Annotated in this window: 15 protein-coding genes, 1 tRNA gene and 1 pseudogene; 8 read left to right on the top strand and 9 right to left on the bottom strand. The window is 68.6% G+C overall.

The features are described 5' to 3' along the window. Positions 1–109: 109 nt before the first annotated feature. The 3 genes from OU998_RS05105 to OU998_RS05095 form a co-directional block, all read right to left on the bottom strand. Positions 110–1,243 carry a Re/Si-specific NAD(P)(+) transhydrogenase subunit alpha gene (locus OU998_RS05105; RefSeq protein WP_267515752.1) on the bottom strand — a complete coding sequence of 378 codons (1,134 nt, stop codon included), beginning with the start codon at positions 1,241–1,243 and terminating at the stop codon, positions 110–112. Positions 1,244–1,336: 93 nt separating this feature from the next. After that, the gene (locus OU998_RS05100) at positions 1,337–1,609 is read right to left on the bottom strand and encodes an aa3-type cytochrome c oxidase subunit IV (protein ID WP_267515751.1); all 273 of its coding nucleotides are present in this window, start codon (positions 1,607–1,609) and stop codon (positions 1,337–1,339) included. Positions 1,610–1,877: 268 nt separating this feature from the next. After that, on the bottom strand, positions 1,878–3,686 hold the full coding sequence (locus OU998_RS05095; protein WP_267515750.1) for a M3 family oligoendopeptidase: 1,809 nt from the start codon (positions 3,684–3,686) through the stop codon (positions 1,878–1,880). A gap of 103 nt (positions 3,687–3,789) precedes the next feature. Here OU998_RS05095 and OU998_RS05090 point away from each other — a divergent pair, with 103 nt between their 5' ends. From OU998_RS05090 to OU998_RS05080, 3 genes are all read left to right on the top strand, one after another. Further along, positions 3,790–4,275, top strand: a complete 486-nt coding sequence (locus OU998_RS05090) for a DUF1203 domain-containing protein (RefSeq protein WP_267515749.1) — start codon at positions 3,790–3,792, stop codon at positions 4,273–4,275. Between the two features lie 63 nt (positions 4,276–4,338). Continuing rightward, positions 4,339–6,132, top strand: coding sequence for a DUF4153 domain-containing protein (locus OU998_RS05085; RefSeq protein WP_267515748.1), 1,794 nt, complete (start codon positions 4,339–4,341; stop codon positions 6,130–6,132). 114 nt (positions 6,133–6,246) lie between these two features. Beyond that, entirely contained in the window at positions 6,247–7,695 is a 1,449-nt protein-coding gene (locus tag OU998_RS05080; RefSeq protein ID WP_267515747.1) for a sigma-54-dependent transcriptional regulator, read from the top strand. Between the two features lie 3 nt (positions 7,696–7,698). Here OU998_RS05080 and OU998_RS05075 read toward each other — a convergent pair whose 3' ends face one another. From OU998_RS05075 to OU998_RS05055, 5 genes are all read right to left on the bottom strand, one after another. After that, the gene (locus OU998_RS05075; RefSeq protein ID WP_267515746.1) at positions 7,699–8,085 is read right to left on the bottom strand and encodes a GIY-YIG nuclease family protein; all 387 of its coding nucleotides are present in this window, start codon (positions 8,083–8,085) and stop codon (positions 7,699–7,701) included. Positions 8,086–8,138: 53 nt separating this feature from the next. Continuing rightward, positions 8,139–8,561, bottom strand: coding sequence for a hypothetical protein (locus OU998_RS17040; protein WP_420709806.1), 423 nt, complete (start codon positions 8,559–8,561; stop codon positions 8,139–8,141). 12 nt (positions 8,562–8,573) lie between these two features. Beyond that, positions 8,574–8,849, bottom strand: a complete 276-nt coding sequence (locus tag OU998_RS05065) for a DUF2312 domain-containing protein (protein ID WP_267515745.1) — start codon at positions 8,847–8,849, stop codon at positions 8,574–8,576. Between the two features lie 198 nt (positions 8,850–9,047). Continuing rightward, entirely contained in the window at positions 9,048–9,173 is a 126-nt protein-coding gene (gene ykgO, locus OU998_RS05060) for a type B 50S ribosomal protein L36 (protein WP_008263184.1), read from the bottom strand. A 239-nt stretch (positions 9,174–9,412) separates the two neighbouring features. Beyond that, positions 9,413–9,489, bottom strand: a tRNA-Ala gene (locus tag OU998_RS05055). A gap of 182 nt (positions 9,490–9,671) precedes the next feature. Here OU998_RS05055 and OU998_RS05050 point away from each other — a divergent pair. From OU998_RS05050 to OU998_RS05045, 3 genes and pseudogenes are all read left to right on the top strand, one after another. Next, a complete protein-coding gene (locus OU998_RS05050) occupies positions 9,672–10,814 on the top strand; it encodes a lytic murein transglycosylase (RefSeq protein ID WP_420709805.1) in 1,143 nt (380 codons plus the stop codon). Between the two features lie 10 nt (positions 10,815–10,824). Then, the gene (locus OU998_RS17035; RefSeq protein WP_420709803.1) at positions 10,825–10,950 is read left to right on the top strand and encodes a peptidoglycan-binding domain-containing protein; all 126 of its coding nucleotides are present in this window, start codon (positions 10,825–10,827) and stop codon (positions 10,948–10,950) included. Between the two features lie 955 nt (positions 10,951–11,905). Continuing rightward, positions 11,906–13,001 (top strand): annotated as a pseudogene (locus OU998_RS05045) (site-specific DNA-methyltransferase). A gap of 4 nt (positions 13,002–13,005) precedes the next feature. Here the strand turns inward: OU998_RS05045 and mutY are convergent. Next, on the bottom strand, positions 13,006–14,067 hold the full coding sequence (mutY, locus tag OU998_RS05040) for an A/G-specific adenine glycosylase (protein WP_267515744.1): 1,062 nt from the start codon (positions 14,065–14,067) through the stop codon (positions 13,006–13,008). Between the two features lie 21 nt (positions 14,068–14,088). Here mutY and OU998_RS05035 point away from each other — a divergent pair, with 21 nt between their 5' ends. Further along, positions 14,089–14,640 (top strand): DUF721 domain-containing protein, encoded by a 552-nt coding sequence (locus OU998_RS05035; RefSeq protein ID WP_267515743.1) that lies wholly within the window; start codon positions 14,089–14,091, stop codon positions 14,638–14,640. A gap of 51 nt (positions 14,641–14,691) precedes the next feature. Beyond that, positions 14,692–14,934: a hypothetical protein gene (locus tag OU998_RS05030; protein ID WP_267515742.1), complete on the top strand. Its 243-nt coding sequence runs from the start codon at positions 14,692–14,694 to the stop codon at positions 14,932–14,934. Positions 14,935–14,971 lie beyond the last annotated feature (37 nt).

The raw sequence follows: 14,971 nt of genomic DNA, 5'->3' as shown, positions 1-14,971 counted from the left end.
GCGGCGCAGAATCTGGTGGAACGCGCGGCCTGCGGCCGCTCCCACCCGGTCGTCGCTGACGCGCCGACCACCCTCCCCGGAACGGGGAGGGAGAGGGTTTCGTTCGCCGTCATCCCCTAACCCCCTCATGCACCACGGCCCCGCCGTGCGTCACCACGGCCGCCTTCAGGATCTCATCCTCCAGATCCACCGCCAGAACCCCGTCCTTGACCATCAGCCCCACGAAGGCCGACAGGTTGCGGGCGTAGAGGGCGCTGGCGTCGGCGGCGATGCGGCCGGGCAGGTTGGACCAGCCGACGATGGTCACGCCGTTCGCGGTGGTCACCACCTCGTTCAGCTTCGAGCCCTCGACATTCCCCCCCGCCTCGACCGCCAGGTCGACGATGACCGAGCCCGGCTTCATCGAGGCCACATGGGCCGCCGTCAGCAGGACCGGGGCGGCGCGGCCGGGGATCAAGGCGGTGGTGATGACGATGTCCTGTTTGACCACATGGCTGGCGGTCAGTTCGGCCTGTTTGGCCTGATATTCGGGCGACATCGGCTTGGCGTAGCCGCCGGCGGTCTGGGCGTTCTTGAACTCCTCGTCCTCGACGGCCAGGAATTTGGCGCCCAGGCTCTCGACCTGTTCCTTGGTGGCGGGACGAACGTCGGTGGCGGTGACGACGGCGCCCAGACGCCGCGCCGTGGCGATGGCCTGAAGCCCGGCGACGCCCACGCCCATGATGAAGCATTTGGCGGCGGCGACCGTGCCGGCCGCCGTCATCATCATCGGGAACCCCTTGCCATAGGCGTAGGCCGCTTCGATCACCGCCCGATAGCCGGCCAGATTGGCCTGGGACGACAGCACGTCCATGACCTGGGCGCGGGTGATGCGGGGCACGAACTCCATGGCGAAGGCGGTGGCGTTGGCGCCGCGCAGGGCCTCGACCGTGGCCTTGTCGCGCCAGGCGTCCAGCATGGCGACCACGATCGCGCCGGGTTTCAGGGCGCTGGTCTCCTGGGCCGTGGGGCCGCGCACCTTCAGCACGATGTCGGCGCCGTCCAGCACCGCGCGGGTGTCCGGCTTCACCGCCGCGCCGGCCGCGACATAGTCCGCATCGGGAATGGAGGAACCCAGGCCGGTCCCCGCCTCGACCGAGACGGTCGCGCCCAGGGCGATCAGCTTCTTGACCGTCTCGGGCGTGACGGCGCAGCGCGTCTCGCCTTCGCGACGTTCACGGGTGACGGCGATAGCGACAGCCAAGCGAATCCCCTTGTTCTTCTTTGGGACACGAGACTAGGCCGGTTCCGAGCGCGCCGTCAAAGCGCGTCGTTCTTTCGCCCGCCAGGCGGACCCTCAGTGACCGGCGTCAGCCTTGGGCTTCAGGGCGACGAAGCCCACGCCGCCCAGCACCACCGCGCCGACCAGGGCCGCCACCAGGCTGCCGCCCGGATGGAACCACAGCGTCAGGAAGACCAGCAGACAGGCCACGCCCAGCGAGCCCCATTTGGTCAGGTCCATGAACAGTTTGAACGTCGCCGCCTGTTCATTGATCTGCATCTCGCCCCGGACATAGGCGTTCGCATCCGCGTCGGCCTGGGCGGTGGCGGGGTTTTTGGCCTTGGCCATGAGAGCTCCCTGGGTCTAATCGTTGGGGGGACTATAGCGCGGGTTCGGCCGGACGCCAGCCTCCTCGGCGACCGCCTCCGCCCCCAAAAAGTCGCCCCTCCCGGCCCAGCCCATCGTCATCCCAGCCCCCAACCGTCGTCATCCTAGGCCTTGTGCCTAGGATCCATACGCCCGGTGTCGAACGGGGTGCGCCGACTTCATACGCCTGTGTTTATGGATCCTAGGCACAAGGCCTAGGATGACGGGAACGAGAGGAAGCCCCCCAACCTCACCCCAACGCGTCGAACTGATCCACCAACCGTTCCAGCCGCTTGCAGCCCACGCTCCAGAAGGCCGGGTCGCGCGGATTGAGGCCGAAGGGCTTCAGCGCCTCGACATAGGTCTTGGCCCCGCCCCCGGCCAGCAGGTCGCGATACAGCGGCGTGAACCCCGTCGGATCGGCCCGCCGCGCCTCCATCAGCGCCGCCACCAGCAGGTCGCCGAAGGCGTAGGCGTAGACGTAGAAGGGCGAATGGACGAAGTGGCTGACATAGGCCCACCAGTGCTCATACCCGGGGTTCAGCGTCACCGCCGGGCCCAGCGAGGCGCCCATCTCGGTCAGCCACAGCTCGTTGATCCGCTGCTGCGAGACCTCGCCCTTCTGGCGCTCGTCATGGAAGCGGGTCTCGAACCGGTGGAAGGCGATCTGGCGCACCACGGTGTTCAGCCCGTCCTCGATCCGCCCGGCCAGCAGGCCGCGCTGCTCGCGCTTGGGCGCCGTCGCCAGCAGACGATCAAACGTCAGCCCCTCGGCGAAGATGGAGGCGGTCTCGGCCAGGGTCAGGGGCGTGTCGGCCAACAGGGTGCCCTGGTCCGCCGCCAGGGTCTGGTGCACCCCGTGGCCCAGTTCGTGGGCCAGGGTCAGGACGTCGCGCCGCTCGCCCATCCAGTTCAGGAAGACATAGGGGTGGCGGTCGGCGGTGACCGGATGGGCATAGGCGCCCGACTGTTTGCCCGGCCGGGCGCGGCCGTCGATCCACGGCTTGTCGAAGAAGCCGGCGGCCCGCTCGGCGAAGTCGCCGCCCAGGTCCGAGAAACTGTCCAGCACGATCTCGCGCCCCTGGGTCCAGGTGAAGGCGCGCGGGGCGGTGGTCTCGATCGGGGCGTTGCGGTCCCAGTGGTCCAGCCGCGCCTTGCCCATGGCCTTGGCCTTCAGCGCATAATAGCGGTGCGACAGCTGCGGATAGGCGGCGGCGACGGCCTCGGCCATGGCGTCCACCGCCTCGCCGTCGACCTCATTGCCCAGGTGGCGGCCGTCGGCGGGCCGTTTGAAACCGCGCCAGCGATCCTCCATCGCCTTGTCGGCGGCGACCGTGTTCAGCACCAGGGCCAGGGTCGGGGCGCGGGCGGCCAAGGCCTCCGACAGGCCCTCGGCGGCGGCCTTGCGGCGCGCGGGCTTGGCGTCCGACAGCCGGTTCAGGGCCTCGGCCAGGGTCAGGCTCTCATTCCCGGCCTTCGCCCTAAGGGCCGCCAGCTGTTCGTCGAACAGACGCGGCCATTGGGCCGTGATCGGGCCGCGTTCGGCGATGAAGGTCTCCAACTCGCTCGACAGCTCGTGCGGCTTCATCGCCCGCACCCGCCGCAGCCACGGCCGCCAGCGCGATGCGCCGGCGTGGGCGGTCAGCGCGGCCTCCAGGGCGGCGTCGTCGATCTGGTTGATCTCCAGCGTCAGCCAGACGGTCGGGGTGGCGATGGCGGTGATCTTCTCGCGCACATCGGCCTCGAACCCCTGCGCCCCCGCGTCGTCCCGCGCCGTCGAGGCGGCCAGGAAGGCGTAGGCGCCCAGGGCGCCCAGCACGTCGGACGCCTGTTCATACAGGCTGATCGCCCGATCCAGCGCGGCGCCCAAGGCGGCCGGATCGCCCCCCTGCCCCGCCAGCCGGCCTTGCAGGCCGTTCAGCTCGTCCACCAGGGCGCGGGCCTTGGCCAGGTCGGCGGCGATCCGGACGTCGTCGCGTGAACCATAGAGGTCGGTCAGGTCCCACAGCGGGGCTTCCGCAGGTTCTGACTGGGGCGGGGCTTTGAAGGGGGCGTTCATGCCGCCTTTGTGGGGGCGCGGCGAAGCCGATGCAACGGCCGCAAGCCGCCAGACGCCGCGCGCAGATCGTCGCAATCAGATCCCCTCACCCAGGAGATCCCAAATGACCTACCGTATCCATGCCCTTCCCCTTGAGCCCTTCGCGCCCTATTTCGCCATGTCCGATAAAGACTTAGCCGCCGCCGGCGCGCGCCGCTGGGTCGCCGACGCCCCCGGTCGCGCCCCCTGCCGGGTCAGTCTGCGCGACGCCGACGCCGGCGAAGCCCTGGTGCTGGTCAATCACGCCCATCTGACCGACCCGACCTCGCCCTATCGCGCCTCCGGCCCGATTTTCGTGCGCGAGTCGGCGGTGGAACAGGCGCCGATCACAGGCCCGGCGCCGGAGATGCTGACCAAACGGCCGCTGTCGCTGCGCCTCTATGACCGGCGCAACCTGATGCTGGAGGGGCTGGTGATCGACGGCGCCGATCTGGACGCGCGCCTGGCCGAGGCGTTCGACCATCCGGCCCTGGACCAGGTCCACATCCATTTCGCCCCGCGCGGCTGCTATCTGGCGCGCGCCTGCCGGATCGAGGCGACGCTTCCCTGAACGCCCCCGCTGCGGTTAGATGGCGCGCCCACTCGGGCTCCGAGCCGGGCGAAGGGGCGCGTCATGACCACCGAAGCGGCGAATATTCTCGGCACGGGCTGGGGCGGGACCACGCCGGACGGCGACCGCCGCCGTATCGCCATCGTGCGGCTGACCGTCGGTCTGTTGCAGGGCATCGTCCTGTACCTGCTGCTGCGCGCCACCGAGGGCGACAGCGCCAGCTGGTCGCAACGCCATCCCGACCTGTTCGCCCCATCCCTGCTGACCGCCCTGTTCCTGCCCGCCGTCCTGCTGACCGGCGTCGGCAAGCTGCGGCTCTGGGTCTATGTCGTCTGGAGCCTGATCGCGGGGGCGGCGCTGGCCTTCCTGGCCTGGCACGACATCGCCCGCCAGGCCGACGGCGCGCGCGAGGCGACCTTCCCCCTGTTCGTCTTCGCGGCGGCGGCCCTGTTCATCGCCCATCATCTGGTCGTGCCGGCGGACCGTGAGCGTCGGCTGGTTGCGCCCTTCGCCGCCTATTTCGACGCCGCCTGGATGGCGGGGGTGCAGGGTGTGCTGTCCGTCGGCTTCGCCGGCGCCTTCTGGCTGCTGCTTCTGCTGGGAGCGGCCCTGTTCAAGATCATCGGGCTCAGCTTCCTCAGCGACCTGCTGGAAAAGGGCTGGTTCACACTGCCCCTGACCGGCCTGGCCTTCGCCACAGCCGTGCATCTGACCGATGTGCGCGACGGCCTGATCCGGGGCGTACGGACCGTCGCCCTGATGCTGTTGTCCTGGCTTCTGCTGGTGATCACCGTGTTGGTCGGCGGCTTCCTCGCGGCCCTGCCCTTCACCGGTCTGGGCGGCCTGTGGCAGACGGGCAGCGCGACGGCCCTGGTCCTGTCGGCGGCGGCGGCCCTGATCGTGCTGATCAACACCGCCTATCAGGACGGCCGTCCCGACCATCGCCCTCCGGTGGTCCTGCGCTACGGCGTCCGGGTCGCCTCAGCCCTGATCGCGCCCCTGATCGCCCTGGCCTTCTGGGGCCTGGCGCTGCGCATCGGCCAGCACGGGCTGACGCCGGATCGGATCATCGCCACGGCCTGTGCTGTGATCGGCGCGGTCCATGGCCTGGGCTATCTGTTCGCCGCCTTGCGCCCCGGCCCCTGGATGAAGCCGCTGGAGCCGACCAACATCCTCGCCGCCGTCCTTTCGGTCGCCGTCATCCTGGCCCTGTTCAGCCCCATCGCCGACCCGGCGCGGCTGTCGGTTGCGGATCAGGTCGCGCGGCTGGAGCGCGGGGCGGTTAAGCCTCAGGATTTCGACTATGAATTCCTGCGGTTCGACAGCGGCAAGGCGGGGCTGGCGGCTCTAGATCGCCTGACCCGCTCCGAGAATCCACAGGTGGCCCAATACGCGCGGGAAGCCCGCGCCAAGACCAACCGCCACGCCTTTGATCTGGGCGACCCCGCCGTTGCCGCAGCGACGGCGCGCAAGGTCCGACTGGAGCCCGCGCCCGGCCAGCCGCCGGTCCCCGACAGCTTCACCGCTCAACTGGGGCGTCTGGAGCCGGTCTTGCGCGGCTGCGCCGGCGCCGCCCCATGCCGCACCCGCGCCCTGGACCTGAACGGCGATGGCCGCGATGACCTGCTGGTCGCCACGCACGGCGTCATCATGGCCTTCATTCAAGAGCCGGACGGGCGGTGGTTCGAGCACGCGCGCTATAGTTCAGCCTGCTTTACCCCAGGAACAGATTTGGGCGCGGCCCTGGCCGAGGGCCGGATCGGCACGCGCGCGGCGCGCCTGCCTGACCTCACCTTGAACGGCGCGCCTCTGGACGCGGAAGTCTCGACCGGTTGCCCCAGTGCGACGCCCCGTTAACCCCCCGCTCACCACGCCCTCTCACCCGATTTTCACCTCGTCCCCCTAGAAATCGTCCCGAAACGGGCCAGTCCGATCCACGGGCGGCCCCTCGGTGATGACAAGGGACGCCCCATGGCCAAGACCGTTCTGGTGGTCGACGACGATCCGACCCAGCGCCGCCTGTTGCAGGCTGTGCTCGAACGCGACGGTCACGCCGTGGTCCATGCGGCCGGCGGCGGCGAGGCCATCGACCGGATGACGCGCGGCGGCGGCGCCGACGTCATCCTGCTCGACATGGTCATGCCCGAGATGTCGGGTCTGGAGTGCCTGGCCGAGCTGCGCAGCGCAGGCTTGACCACCCCGGTCATCGTCCTGACGGCCAACGGCGGCATCGACACCGTGGTCAAGGCCATGCAGGCCGGCGCCCAGGACTTCTTCGTCAAGCCGGTCGGGCCCGAACGCCTGCTGGTCGGGGTGCGCAACGCCCTGAAGCTGGATCAACTGACCGCCGAGGTCGGCCGGCTGACCAAACGGGCGCAGGGCCGCGCCAGCTTCGACGACATCATCGGCGACAGCGCCCCCATGCGGATGGTCAAGGCCTTCGGCGCCCGCGCCGCCAAATCCTCCATCCCCGTCCTGATCACCGGCGAAAGCGGCGTCGGCAAGGAGGTCATCGCCCGCGCCCTGCACGGCGCCAGCGACCGGGCCGGCAAGCCCTTCGTCGCCGTCAACTGCGGCGCCCTGCCCGCCAATCTGGCGGAATCCATCCTGTTCGGCCACGAGAAGGGCGCCTTCACCGGGGCGGTCGACAAGACCCTGGGCAAGTTCCGCGAGGCCGACGGCGGCACCCTGTTCCTGGACGAGATCGGCGAACTGCCGCTGGACCTCCAGGTCAAGCTGCTGCGCGCCCTGCAAGAGAGCGAGATCGATCCGGTCGGCGGCAAACGCCCGGTCAAGATCGACGTCCGCATCGTCTCGGCCACCAATCGCGACCCCGCCCAACAGGTCCGGGACGGCGCCTTCCGCGAGGATCTGTTCTATCGGCTGAACGTCTTCCCGATCGAGGCCCCGTCCTTACGCGAACGCAGCGAGGACATCCCGGCCCTGGTCGATCATTTCATCGCCCGGTTCAACGCCGAGGAAGGCAAGCGGATCATGGGCTGCGCGCCCGAGACCCTGGCCATGCTCCAGGCCTTCGACTGGCCCGGCAATGTGCGCCAGCTCGAAAACGCCGTGTTCCGCGCCATCGTCCTGTCCGACTCGCCCTTCCTGCAACCCTATGATTTCCCGTCCATCTCGGGCGTGACGGCGCCCATGCCGGACACGGCCCCCGCCCCGGCCAACGCCGCCCCGTCCTACACGGACCTGCCGCCCCTGCCGGAACAGCCGATCCGCATCCTGGACGACCGCGGCCATCTGCGGACGCTGGAAGACATCGAACGCGACCTGATCCAGCACGCCATCGAGGTCTACGCCGGCCACATGTCCGAAATCGCCCGCCGCCTCGGCATCGGCCGCTCCACCCTGTACCGCAAGGTCCGCGAACAGGGGCTGGAGGGGCAGCTGAAGGAGGCGGGGTGAGCGTCACTCGCCTGATTCCAGCCGCTTCAAAAACGCCTTCACACTCCCCTCACCGTCATCCTCGGGCTTGACCCGAGGATCGGGCGCCCAGCCGCACAGACTGGGGTAGAGATCGACCCACTCAGGGTTCGTCCGCTCGATCAATTCGAGCTTCCACACGCGATTCCAACGCTTCAGCGCCTTCTCTTTGCGGATAGCGGCCGTGACCAGCTCGAACTGCTCGTACCAGACCAGCAGACCACAACCATAGCGACGTGCGAAGCCTTCGAACGCGCTGTTCCGGTGTTGATGGCCGCGTTCATACAGGTTCGAGGTCATGCCGATGTAAAGGACGCCGTGCGGACGGCTGGCCTCGATATAGGTCGCGATGAAAGGTCGGCGCTCACTCATCAACGCTGAGTTGCGGACAACCCGATCCTCGGGTCAAGCCCGAGGATGACGATCTATTGGAGATCTTTTGGCTTCCTCCCCCACCGCCGCTTCGGCTCCTCCCCCTTCGCCTTGGCGGTGATCTCCTTCAGCTTGCGGCCTTGCATGGCCGACAGGGCCTGACCGGGCGCGCCCTTTTCGGGGTCGGCGAAGGCGCGGCCGTGGGTCTTGACCCGGTCGCTGACGGACTCAAGGAACTCCCCCTCCCATTCGGACAGAGAAACGCCCGCCTTCTCTGCCGAGCGGCGGGCGCGTTTCAAGGCGTTGAGTGCGGCGCGTTTCGCCGCTTCGCGCTGGACTTCGAAGGGGCTGGGCGGAGCTTTCTTAGGCGCGCTATCGCCCTTCGGGCTGCTTGAGCGCGTCTTGAACCCGCCATCGCCCTTCGGCCCGCTTGAGCGCGAAAGCCCGCCGCCTGGCTTGAAGGGGGTGCGCTTCAAGCCGGGTCAGCCTCAGATCTCGCCGAGGGCCGACAGATAGAGGTCCAGGATGGCGTCCTCTTCCTGGCGTTTGGCCTTGTCCTGCTTGCGGATGCGGATGACCTTGCGCAGGATCTTGACGTCATAGCCCTCGCCCTTGGCCTCGGCGAAGACCTCCTTCATGTCGGTCATGACGGCCTGCTTGTCTTCCTCGAGGCGCTCGAGGCGCTCGATGATGGTGCGCAGCCGGCCCTGGGCCGTCGCGGTCAGAACGTCGGACGAGGCGTCGAAGGCGGCGTCGTCAGCCATGGGGAATACTCCAAAAATCAAGCGCGGACGCTAACCATGCCGAGAGGCGCGGCTCAACCGCCGAACACGAAAAAGGCCGCGGACAAAGCCCGCAGCCTGTGGATCGTCAGGGATTGTCGTTGCGCTATCGCCCTTTGGGCGACTTCAGCGCGAACCCTGCGTGCGCACGCCGCCGAGGCGGCGCGCTGCGAACGCAGCTTAGCCCTGCTTCGCCTTGAAGCGCGGGTCGGTCTTGTTGATAACGAAGACGACGCCCTTGCGACGCACGACCTTGCAGTCGCGGTGACGGGTCTTCAGGGACTTGAGCGAGCTGCGGACCTTCATGGTCGGACGTCCTGAGAGAAGCCAATAAGAAAGCCGCTGATCCGGGCGGATCGCGGCGGAGGCGGTCGTATAGAGAGCGGTCTTCCGAACGTCAACCCGCTACAAGGGAAATGAGCGGAAAAGCCAATCCCCGCCTGCCCGGCGGTCACTTTCCCCACCCCGTGCTCAAGTAGCGCGAAGCGCGATAGCACCCAAAACCATGTGCTCAAGTAGCCCAAAGGGCGATAGCACCAAAAATATGGAGGCCTGACCTCCGAGTCGAACGGAGGGTTTCCGGGGTTGCACGCCCGTTGCGTCGCCACTCCGCCATCAGGCCGTCAGAGCACACTGCGTGAATACGCCGCAGTCCGTTAGCGGGTCGATGAAATTGAGGGTTAACGACGCCACGGGGAGAGTCTTGCGGCGCCGCTTTCGCCCCACAGGCGCTTTATGACCCGCGAGTCGCATTCGCGCGTATGTCATTTCCCCTAATGGCTCAGGGGCTGTAGTCTGAATCTCATGCGCTTTTCCTATCGCCTGCTCCTGATCGTATCGGTCGCCGCCTGTGCGCCGATGTTGCCGGAACCGCCCGTCAGCCTGCCGACGCCGCAGCCCGAACCCGCCCCGCCGGTGGTCGTCGCGCCCCCGACGCCCCAGGCGCCGCCGCTGGCCGCCTATGACCAGCAGGGGTTCGAGGGTTGGAAACAGGGTTTCCTGGCGCGAAAGGGCGGCGCCCGACGCGCCGACTATGAGCGCGAACTGGCGGGACTGGCCCCCGACCCCTCGGTCGTGCGGCTGGACCGCAACCAGCCCGAATTCTCCAAACCCGCCGGCGCCTATGTCCAGAACGCCGTCACCGCCTCGCGAATCGCCCAGGCCAAGCAGCGGATCGACCGCGTGCCGTGGCCGGTGGTTCAGAAGTTCGGCGTGCCGTCCGAGATTCTGGTCGGGGTCTGGGCCCAGGAGAGCGCCTTCGGTCAGGTTCAGGGCGACTATGACGTCATCCGTTCGCTGGCGACCCTGGCCTATGACGGCCGCCGCCGCGACTGGGCCGAGGCCCAGCTGAAGGACGCGCTGGACATCGTCGTCGACGGCCGCCGCGAACGCGCGGGCCTGAAGGGCAGCTGGGCCGGGGCCATGGGCCAGACCCAATTCATGCCCGACAACTATCTGCGCCTGGGCGTCGATCAGGACGGCGACGGCAAGGTCGACATCTGGAACGACGACGCCGACGCCCTGGCCTCCGCCGCCAATCTGCTGGCCCAGGCCGGCTGGAAGCGCGGCCAGGGCTGGGGCTATGAGGTCACCCTGCCGACCGGCTTCAACTACGCCGAGGCCGAGGGGCCCAGGCACAACTGGGCCTATTGGGCGGCCAAGGGCGTGCGCCTGGCCCAGGGCGGAACCCCGAACGGGGCCGAGGCGCTGGAAGACGCGACCATCCTGCTGCCCCAGGGCGCCAACGGCCCGGCCTTCCTGGCCCTGCCGAACCATTATGTGATCCGGCGCTACAACAACTCGGTCTCCTACGCCCTGGCCATCGGCCTGACGGCGGACGGGATCATGGGCAAGCCGGGCGTGACCAAGGCCTGGCCCAACGACGCCTCCATGTCGCGCGAACAACGGATCGGCGCCCAGGCGGCCCTGACGCAAACTGGGCTATGACACCCAAGGCGTGGACGGGGTCATCGGAACCAACACCCGCACGGCCCTGCGCCGCTGGCAACAGGCCAACGGCCGCACCGCCGACGGCTATCTGACCGCCGCCCTAGCCGACGAACTGATCCGCAAGGCGAACTGAGCGGCACGAGATCACCTCCCCGTTCGCGCAGGCGAACGGGGAGGACAGGCGGGAGCGTCAGCGAACGCCAGGAGGGGGCGACTCGGTGTTTGAAGCTGGGTCGGTCATCCCCACCGCCAGAGTCGCCCCCGCCTGGTCGCAAGCGCGACCTGTCCTCCCCCCGCGCCTTCGCGCGCGGAGAGGTGACGCCGCCGCCTCACTCACCTCCCCGTTCGCGAAGGCGAACGGGGAGGACAGGCGGGAGCGTCAGCGAACGCCAGGTGGGGGCGACTCGGTGTCAGACGCTGGTCCCGTCATCCCCACCGTCGGAGTCGCCCCCGCCTGGTCGCAAGCGCGACCTGTCCTCCCCCCGCGCCTTCGCGCGCGGAGAGGTGAGCCAGCGCGCACAATGACGCTGCCCCGCGATCAACGATTTCAACGCCCTAACAGAATCTCATCCCCCGCTTCTCATCACCCCTCAAACCTCCCGCATAATCCTCTCATCCCCGCCGATGGGGAGGGCGTCGGATCCAGCGCCCTGACGGCGGCGGGGCTGTGGTCGAGCGATGAAGCCGGTGGGGAGGAGACCGCCGGGGTCCTTAGGGGCGGCGATGGATGCCGCCTCCTGCTCGCCGCACGCTTAGGAAAGCGGACCGCTGTCGATTTTCAATCGGCATGTCCGCCCCGGCGACGCCGTCGCAAGGCGGCCCGCCGATCCGGCAAGGCTCGAAGGCTAGGGCCGCCAGCCGGAGCGCGTGTGGAAAACGACCACGTGGGACGACGACTGCGCCGAAACGGTAACTAAAACTCCAAACCCCGGGTGCAGACCCGGCGTCCCACGCCCTCCCCAACTTCGCTGGTCGCCCGCGAAGGCGAAGCCGCTTGTCCGCGATCAGCCAAAGAAACCCCCGGAATCAACACTGCCTTAACCGTAAGGATTCACCATGCCCGTCTCACTGTTCCGAGGCCGCGTTCCATGTCCGAGCTCAACACCCCCGTCCTCGCCAAGGACGTCATTCACCGCGGCGACTGCATCGCCGTGCTGAAAAGCCTGCCCGACGCCTCGGTCGACATGGTCTTCGCCGACCCCCCCTATAATCTCCAGCTGGGCGGCGACCTGCTGCGTCCCGACAATTCCAAGGTCGACGCCGTCGATGACGACTGGGACAAGTTCGACAGTTTCGCCGAATACGACGCCTTCACCCGCGCCTGGCTGACCGAATGCCGTCGGGTGCTGAAACCCGAGGGTTCGATCTGGGTGATCGGCTCCTATCACAACGTTTTCCGCCTGGGCGCGGCGATCCAGGATCTGGGCTTCTGGGTGCTGAACGACATCATCTGGCGCAAGTCCAACCCGATGCCGAACTTCAAGGGCACCCGGTTCACCAACGCCCACGAGACCCTGATCTGGGCCGCCCGCTCGCGCGACCAGAAGCGCTACACCTTCAACTACGACGCCCTGAAGGCCTTCAACGAAGACACCCAGATGCGGTCCGACTGGACCTTCGCCCTGTGCACCGGCGAGGAGCGGATCAAGGACGCCGACGGCAAGAAGGCCCATCCGACCCAGAAGCCCGAGGCCCTGCTGCACCGCGTCCTGCTGTCGGCCACCCGCCCCGGCGACGTCGTGCTGGACCCCTTCTTCGGCACCGGCACCACCGGCGCCGCCGCCAAACGCCTGGGCCGCCACTATATCGGCATCGAGCGTGACGAGACCTATGCCGATGTGGCCCAGACCCGCATCGCCGCCGTCATTCCCGCCAATCCCGAAGACCTGATGGTCATGGGCTCCAAGCGCGCCGAGCCCAAGGTGCCCTTCGGCGCCCTGGTCGAGGCCGGCCTGCTGCACCCCGGCGACCGCCTCTATTGCCCCAAGGGGCGAGCGCGAGGCCCGCGTCCGCGCCGACGGTTCGCTGGTGTCCGGCTCGATGACCGGCTCGATCCACAAGCTGGGCGCCCTGTTCGAGAACGCCCCGGCCTGCAACGGCTGGACCTACTGGCGCTTCAAGACCGACCAGGGCCTGAAATCCATCGACGCCCTCCGCGCCGAGATCCGCGCCGGGATGCAATAGGCCGTCAGATCAGGGCCGGTTCGCCGGCCCGATCCAGCGCCCCACGATCCAGGGCCTTGGCGAAGACCGTGGGCAGAGCCGCCCGCGCCGCCTCGAGCCCCAGCCACTGATAGCCCCCTTCCGCCTCGACCCGCGCCACGCGCACCGTCAGGGTCAGGCTGAAATGGGTGAAGACATGCTCGACCGCCCCGGCCTCGCGCCAATCGGCGGACACGGGCGGCGTCGCATCCGGCGCGGCGCTCCAGTCCGAGGTCGGCAAGCCGAGCATTCCGCCCAGCAACCCCTTGTCCGGCCGCCGCTCCAACGCCACCTGCCCGTCGGGATCGATCATGACGAAGGCGAAACCCTGGCGATGCGGACGCTCCGCCTTCTTGAGTTTTACCGGGAACCGCTCCGGGCTCCCGCCGGCCCGGCCCAGACACTGGTCCGCCGCCGGGCACTGGCCGCACAGCGGCGACTTTGGCCGACACACCGTCGCCCCCAGATCCATCAGCGCCTGCGCCCAATCTCCCGGTCGCTCATCGGTGACGAACAGACCCGCCAGCCGCTTCAGCTCGGGCCGGGCCTTTGGGACCGGGGTCTCGACCGCGAACAGCCGCGCCATGACCCGCTCGACATTGCCGTCCACCACATTGGCCGCGCGATCAAAGGCGATGGCGGCCACCGCCGCGGCCGTATAGGCGCCCACCCCCGGCAGGGCCAGCAAGCCCGCCTCCGTATCCGGAAACACGCCGCCATGCTCGCCCGCCACAGCCCTGGCGCAGGCCAGCAGATTGCGGGCCCGGGCGTAGTAGCCCAGCCCCGCCCAGGCGGCCATCACCGCCCCGTCCTCGGCCGCCGCCAGGTCCGACACCGTCGGCCAGCGGGCGGTGAAGCTCTGGAAATAGGGCGTCGCATGCGGCGTCGTGGTCTGCTGCAGCATCACCTCCGACAGCCAGACCCGATAGGGCTCGGTCCGCCCCTCCGCCCCCGGCGGCGCGCGCCACGCCAGACTGCGCGCATGACCGTCGTACCAGGCCAGCATTTCGGAACGGATCAGAGCGACGTTGGGAGAGACTGGGGGCATGAGATGGCGCTATATAGCCCCATGCGCCGCCCGCTGCCCACAGACGCCGAGGTCCGCGAGATCCTGTCGCGCCGCCGCACCCGCCCGGCGCCGCGCCCAGCGCCGCGCGCCGGCAAGGCCCTGACGCCCCTGATCAAGAAGCTGGACGAGAAGTTCGGTCGCGGCGCCGGCGCGCTGGAGCCCCGCTGGCGCGAGATCGTCGGCGACCGACTGGCCCGCGTCACCCGTCCGCAGAAACTGACCAAGGGCAAGGCCGGCCAGCCCGGCGTGCTGGAGCTGCGCGTCGCCGGCGCCGCCGCCCTGTTGGTCCAGCATCAGTCCGAAGACATCCTGGCCCGGGTGAACCTGTTCCTCGGCGCCGGTTCGGTGGACCGCCTCCGCATCGCCCAGGGCCCGATCAAACCCCTGACCGAGGCCGCCGCCCGGCCCAAACGCGCCGCCAAACCCCCGCCCCTGGCCGCCGAAGCCGAGGCCGATCTGGCCGCCTCCATCGCCGATGTTCCCGAAGAACTGCGCGCCGCCCTGGCCCGCCTGGGCCGCGCGACCCTGTCGCGTTCAAACGACCGCGATTGACAAATCTTCGCTACGGAAACCTTCTGCGCCCTTGGCTAGGGAAATAGGCGGATGGATCGGCGCGGCAAAAAGCGAAAGGCCTATTGGTTCAGGGTTTTTGTCGGCTCATTCCTGGGCGCCGGACTGGGCTTTATCGTCGCCGCCCTCTTGATCCCGCTCGACACGACCCTGATGGACAAGGCGCCGGCAGGCGTCATCTTCGCCCTCATCGTCTCGGTCGGAACGACCCTTATCGACTTTACGATCAATCGTGACAGGAAACGACCTAAGCGGCCTGCGAGCAACGATCTTTGATCGCCGCGAAGTTCGCGTTATCAGACAGTCGCGGCCC

The sequence above is a fragment of the Brevundimonas sp. SL130 genome (genome assembly GCF_026625805.1).
Taxonomy (GTDB): Bacteria; Pseudomonadota; Alphaproteobacteria; order Caulobacterales; family Caulobacteraceae; genus Brevundimonas.
The sequence above is the reverse complement of the archived record's forward strand: the minus strand, read 5'-3'. Positions and strand labels throughout refer to the sequence as shown.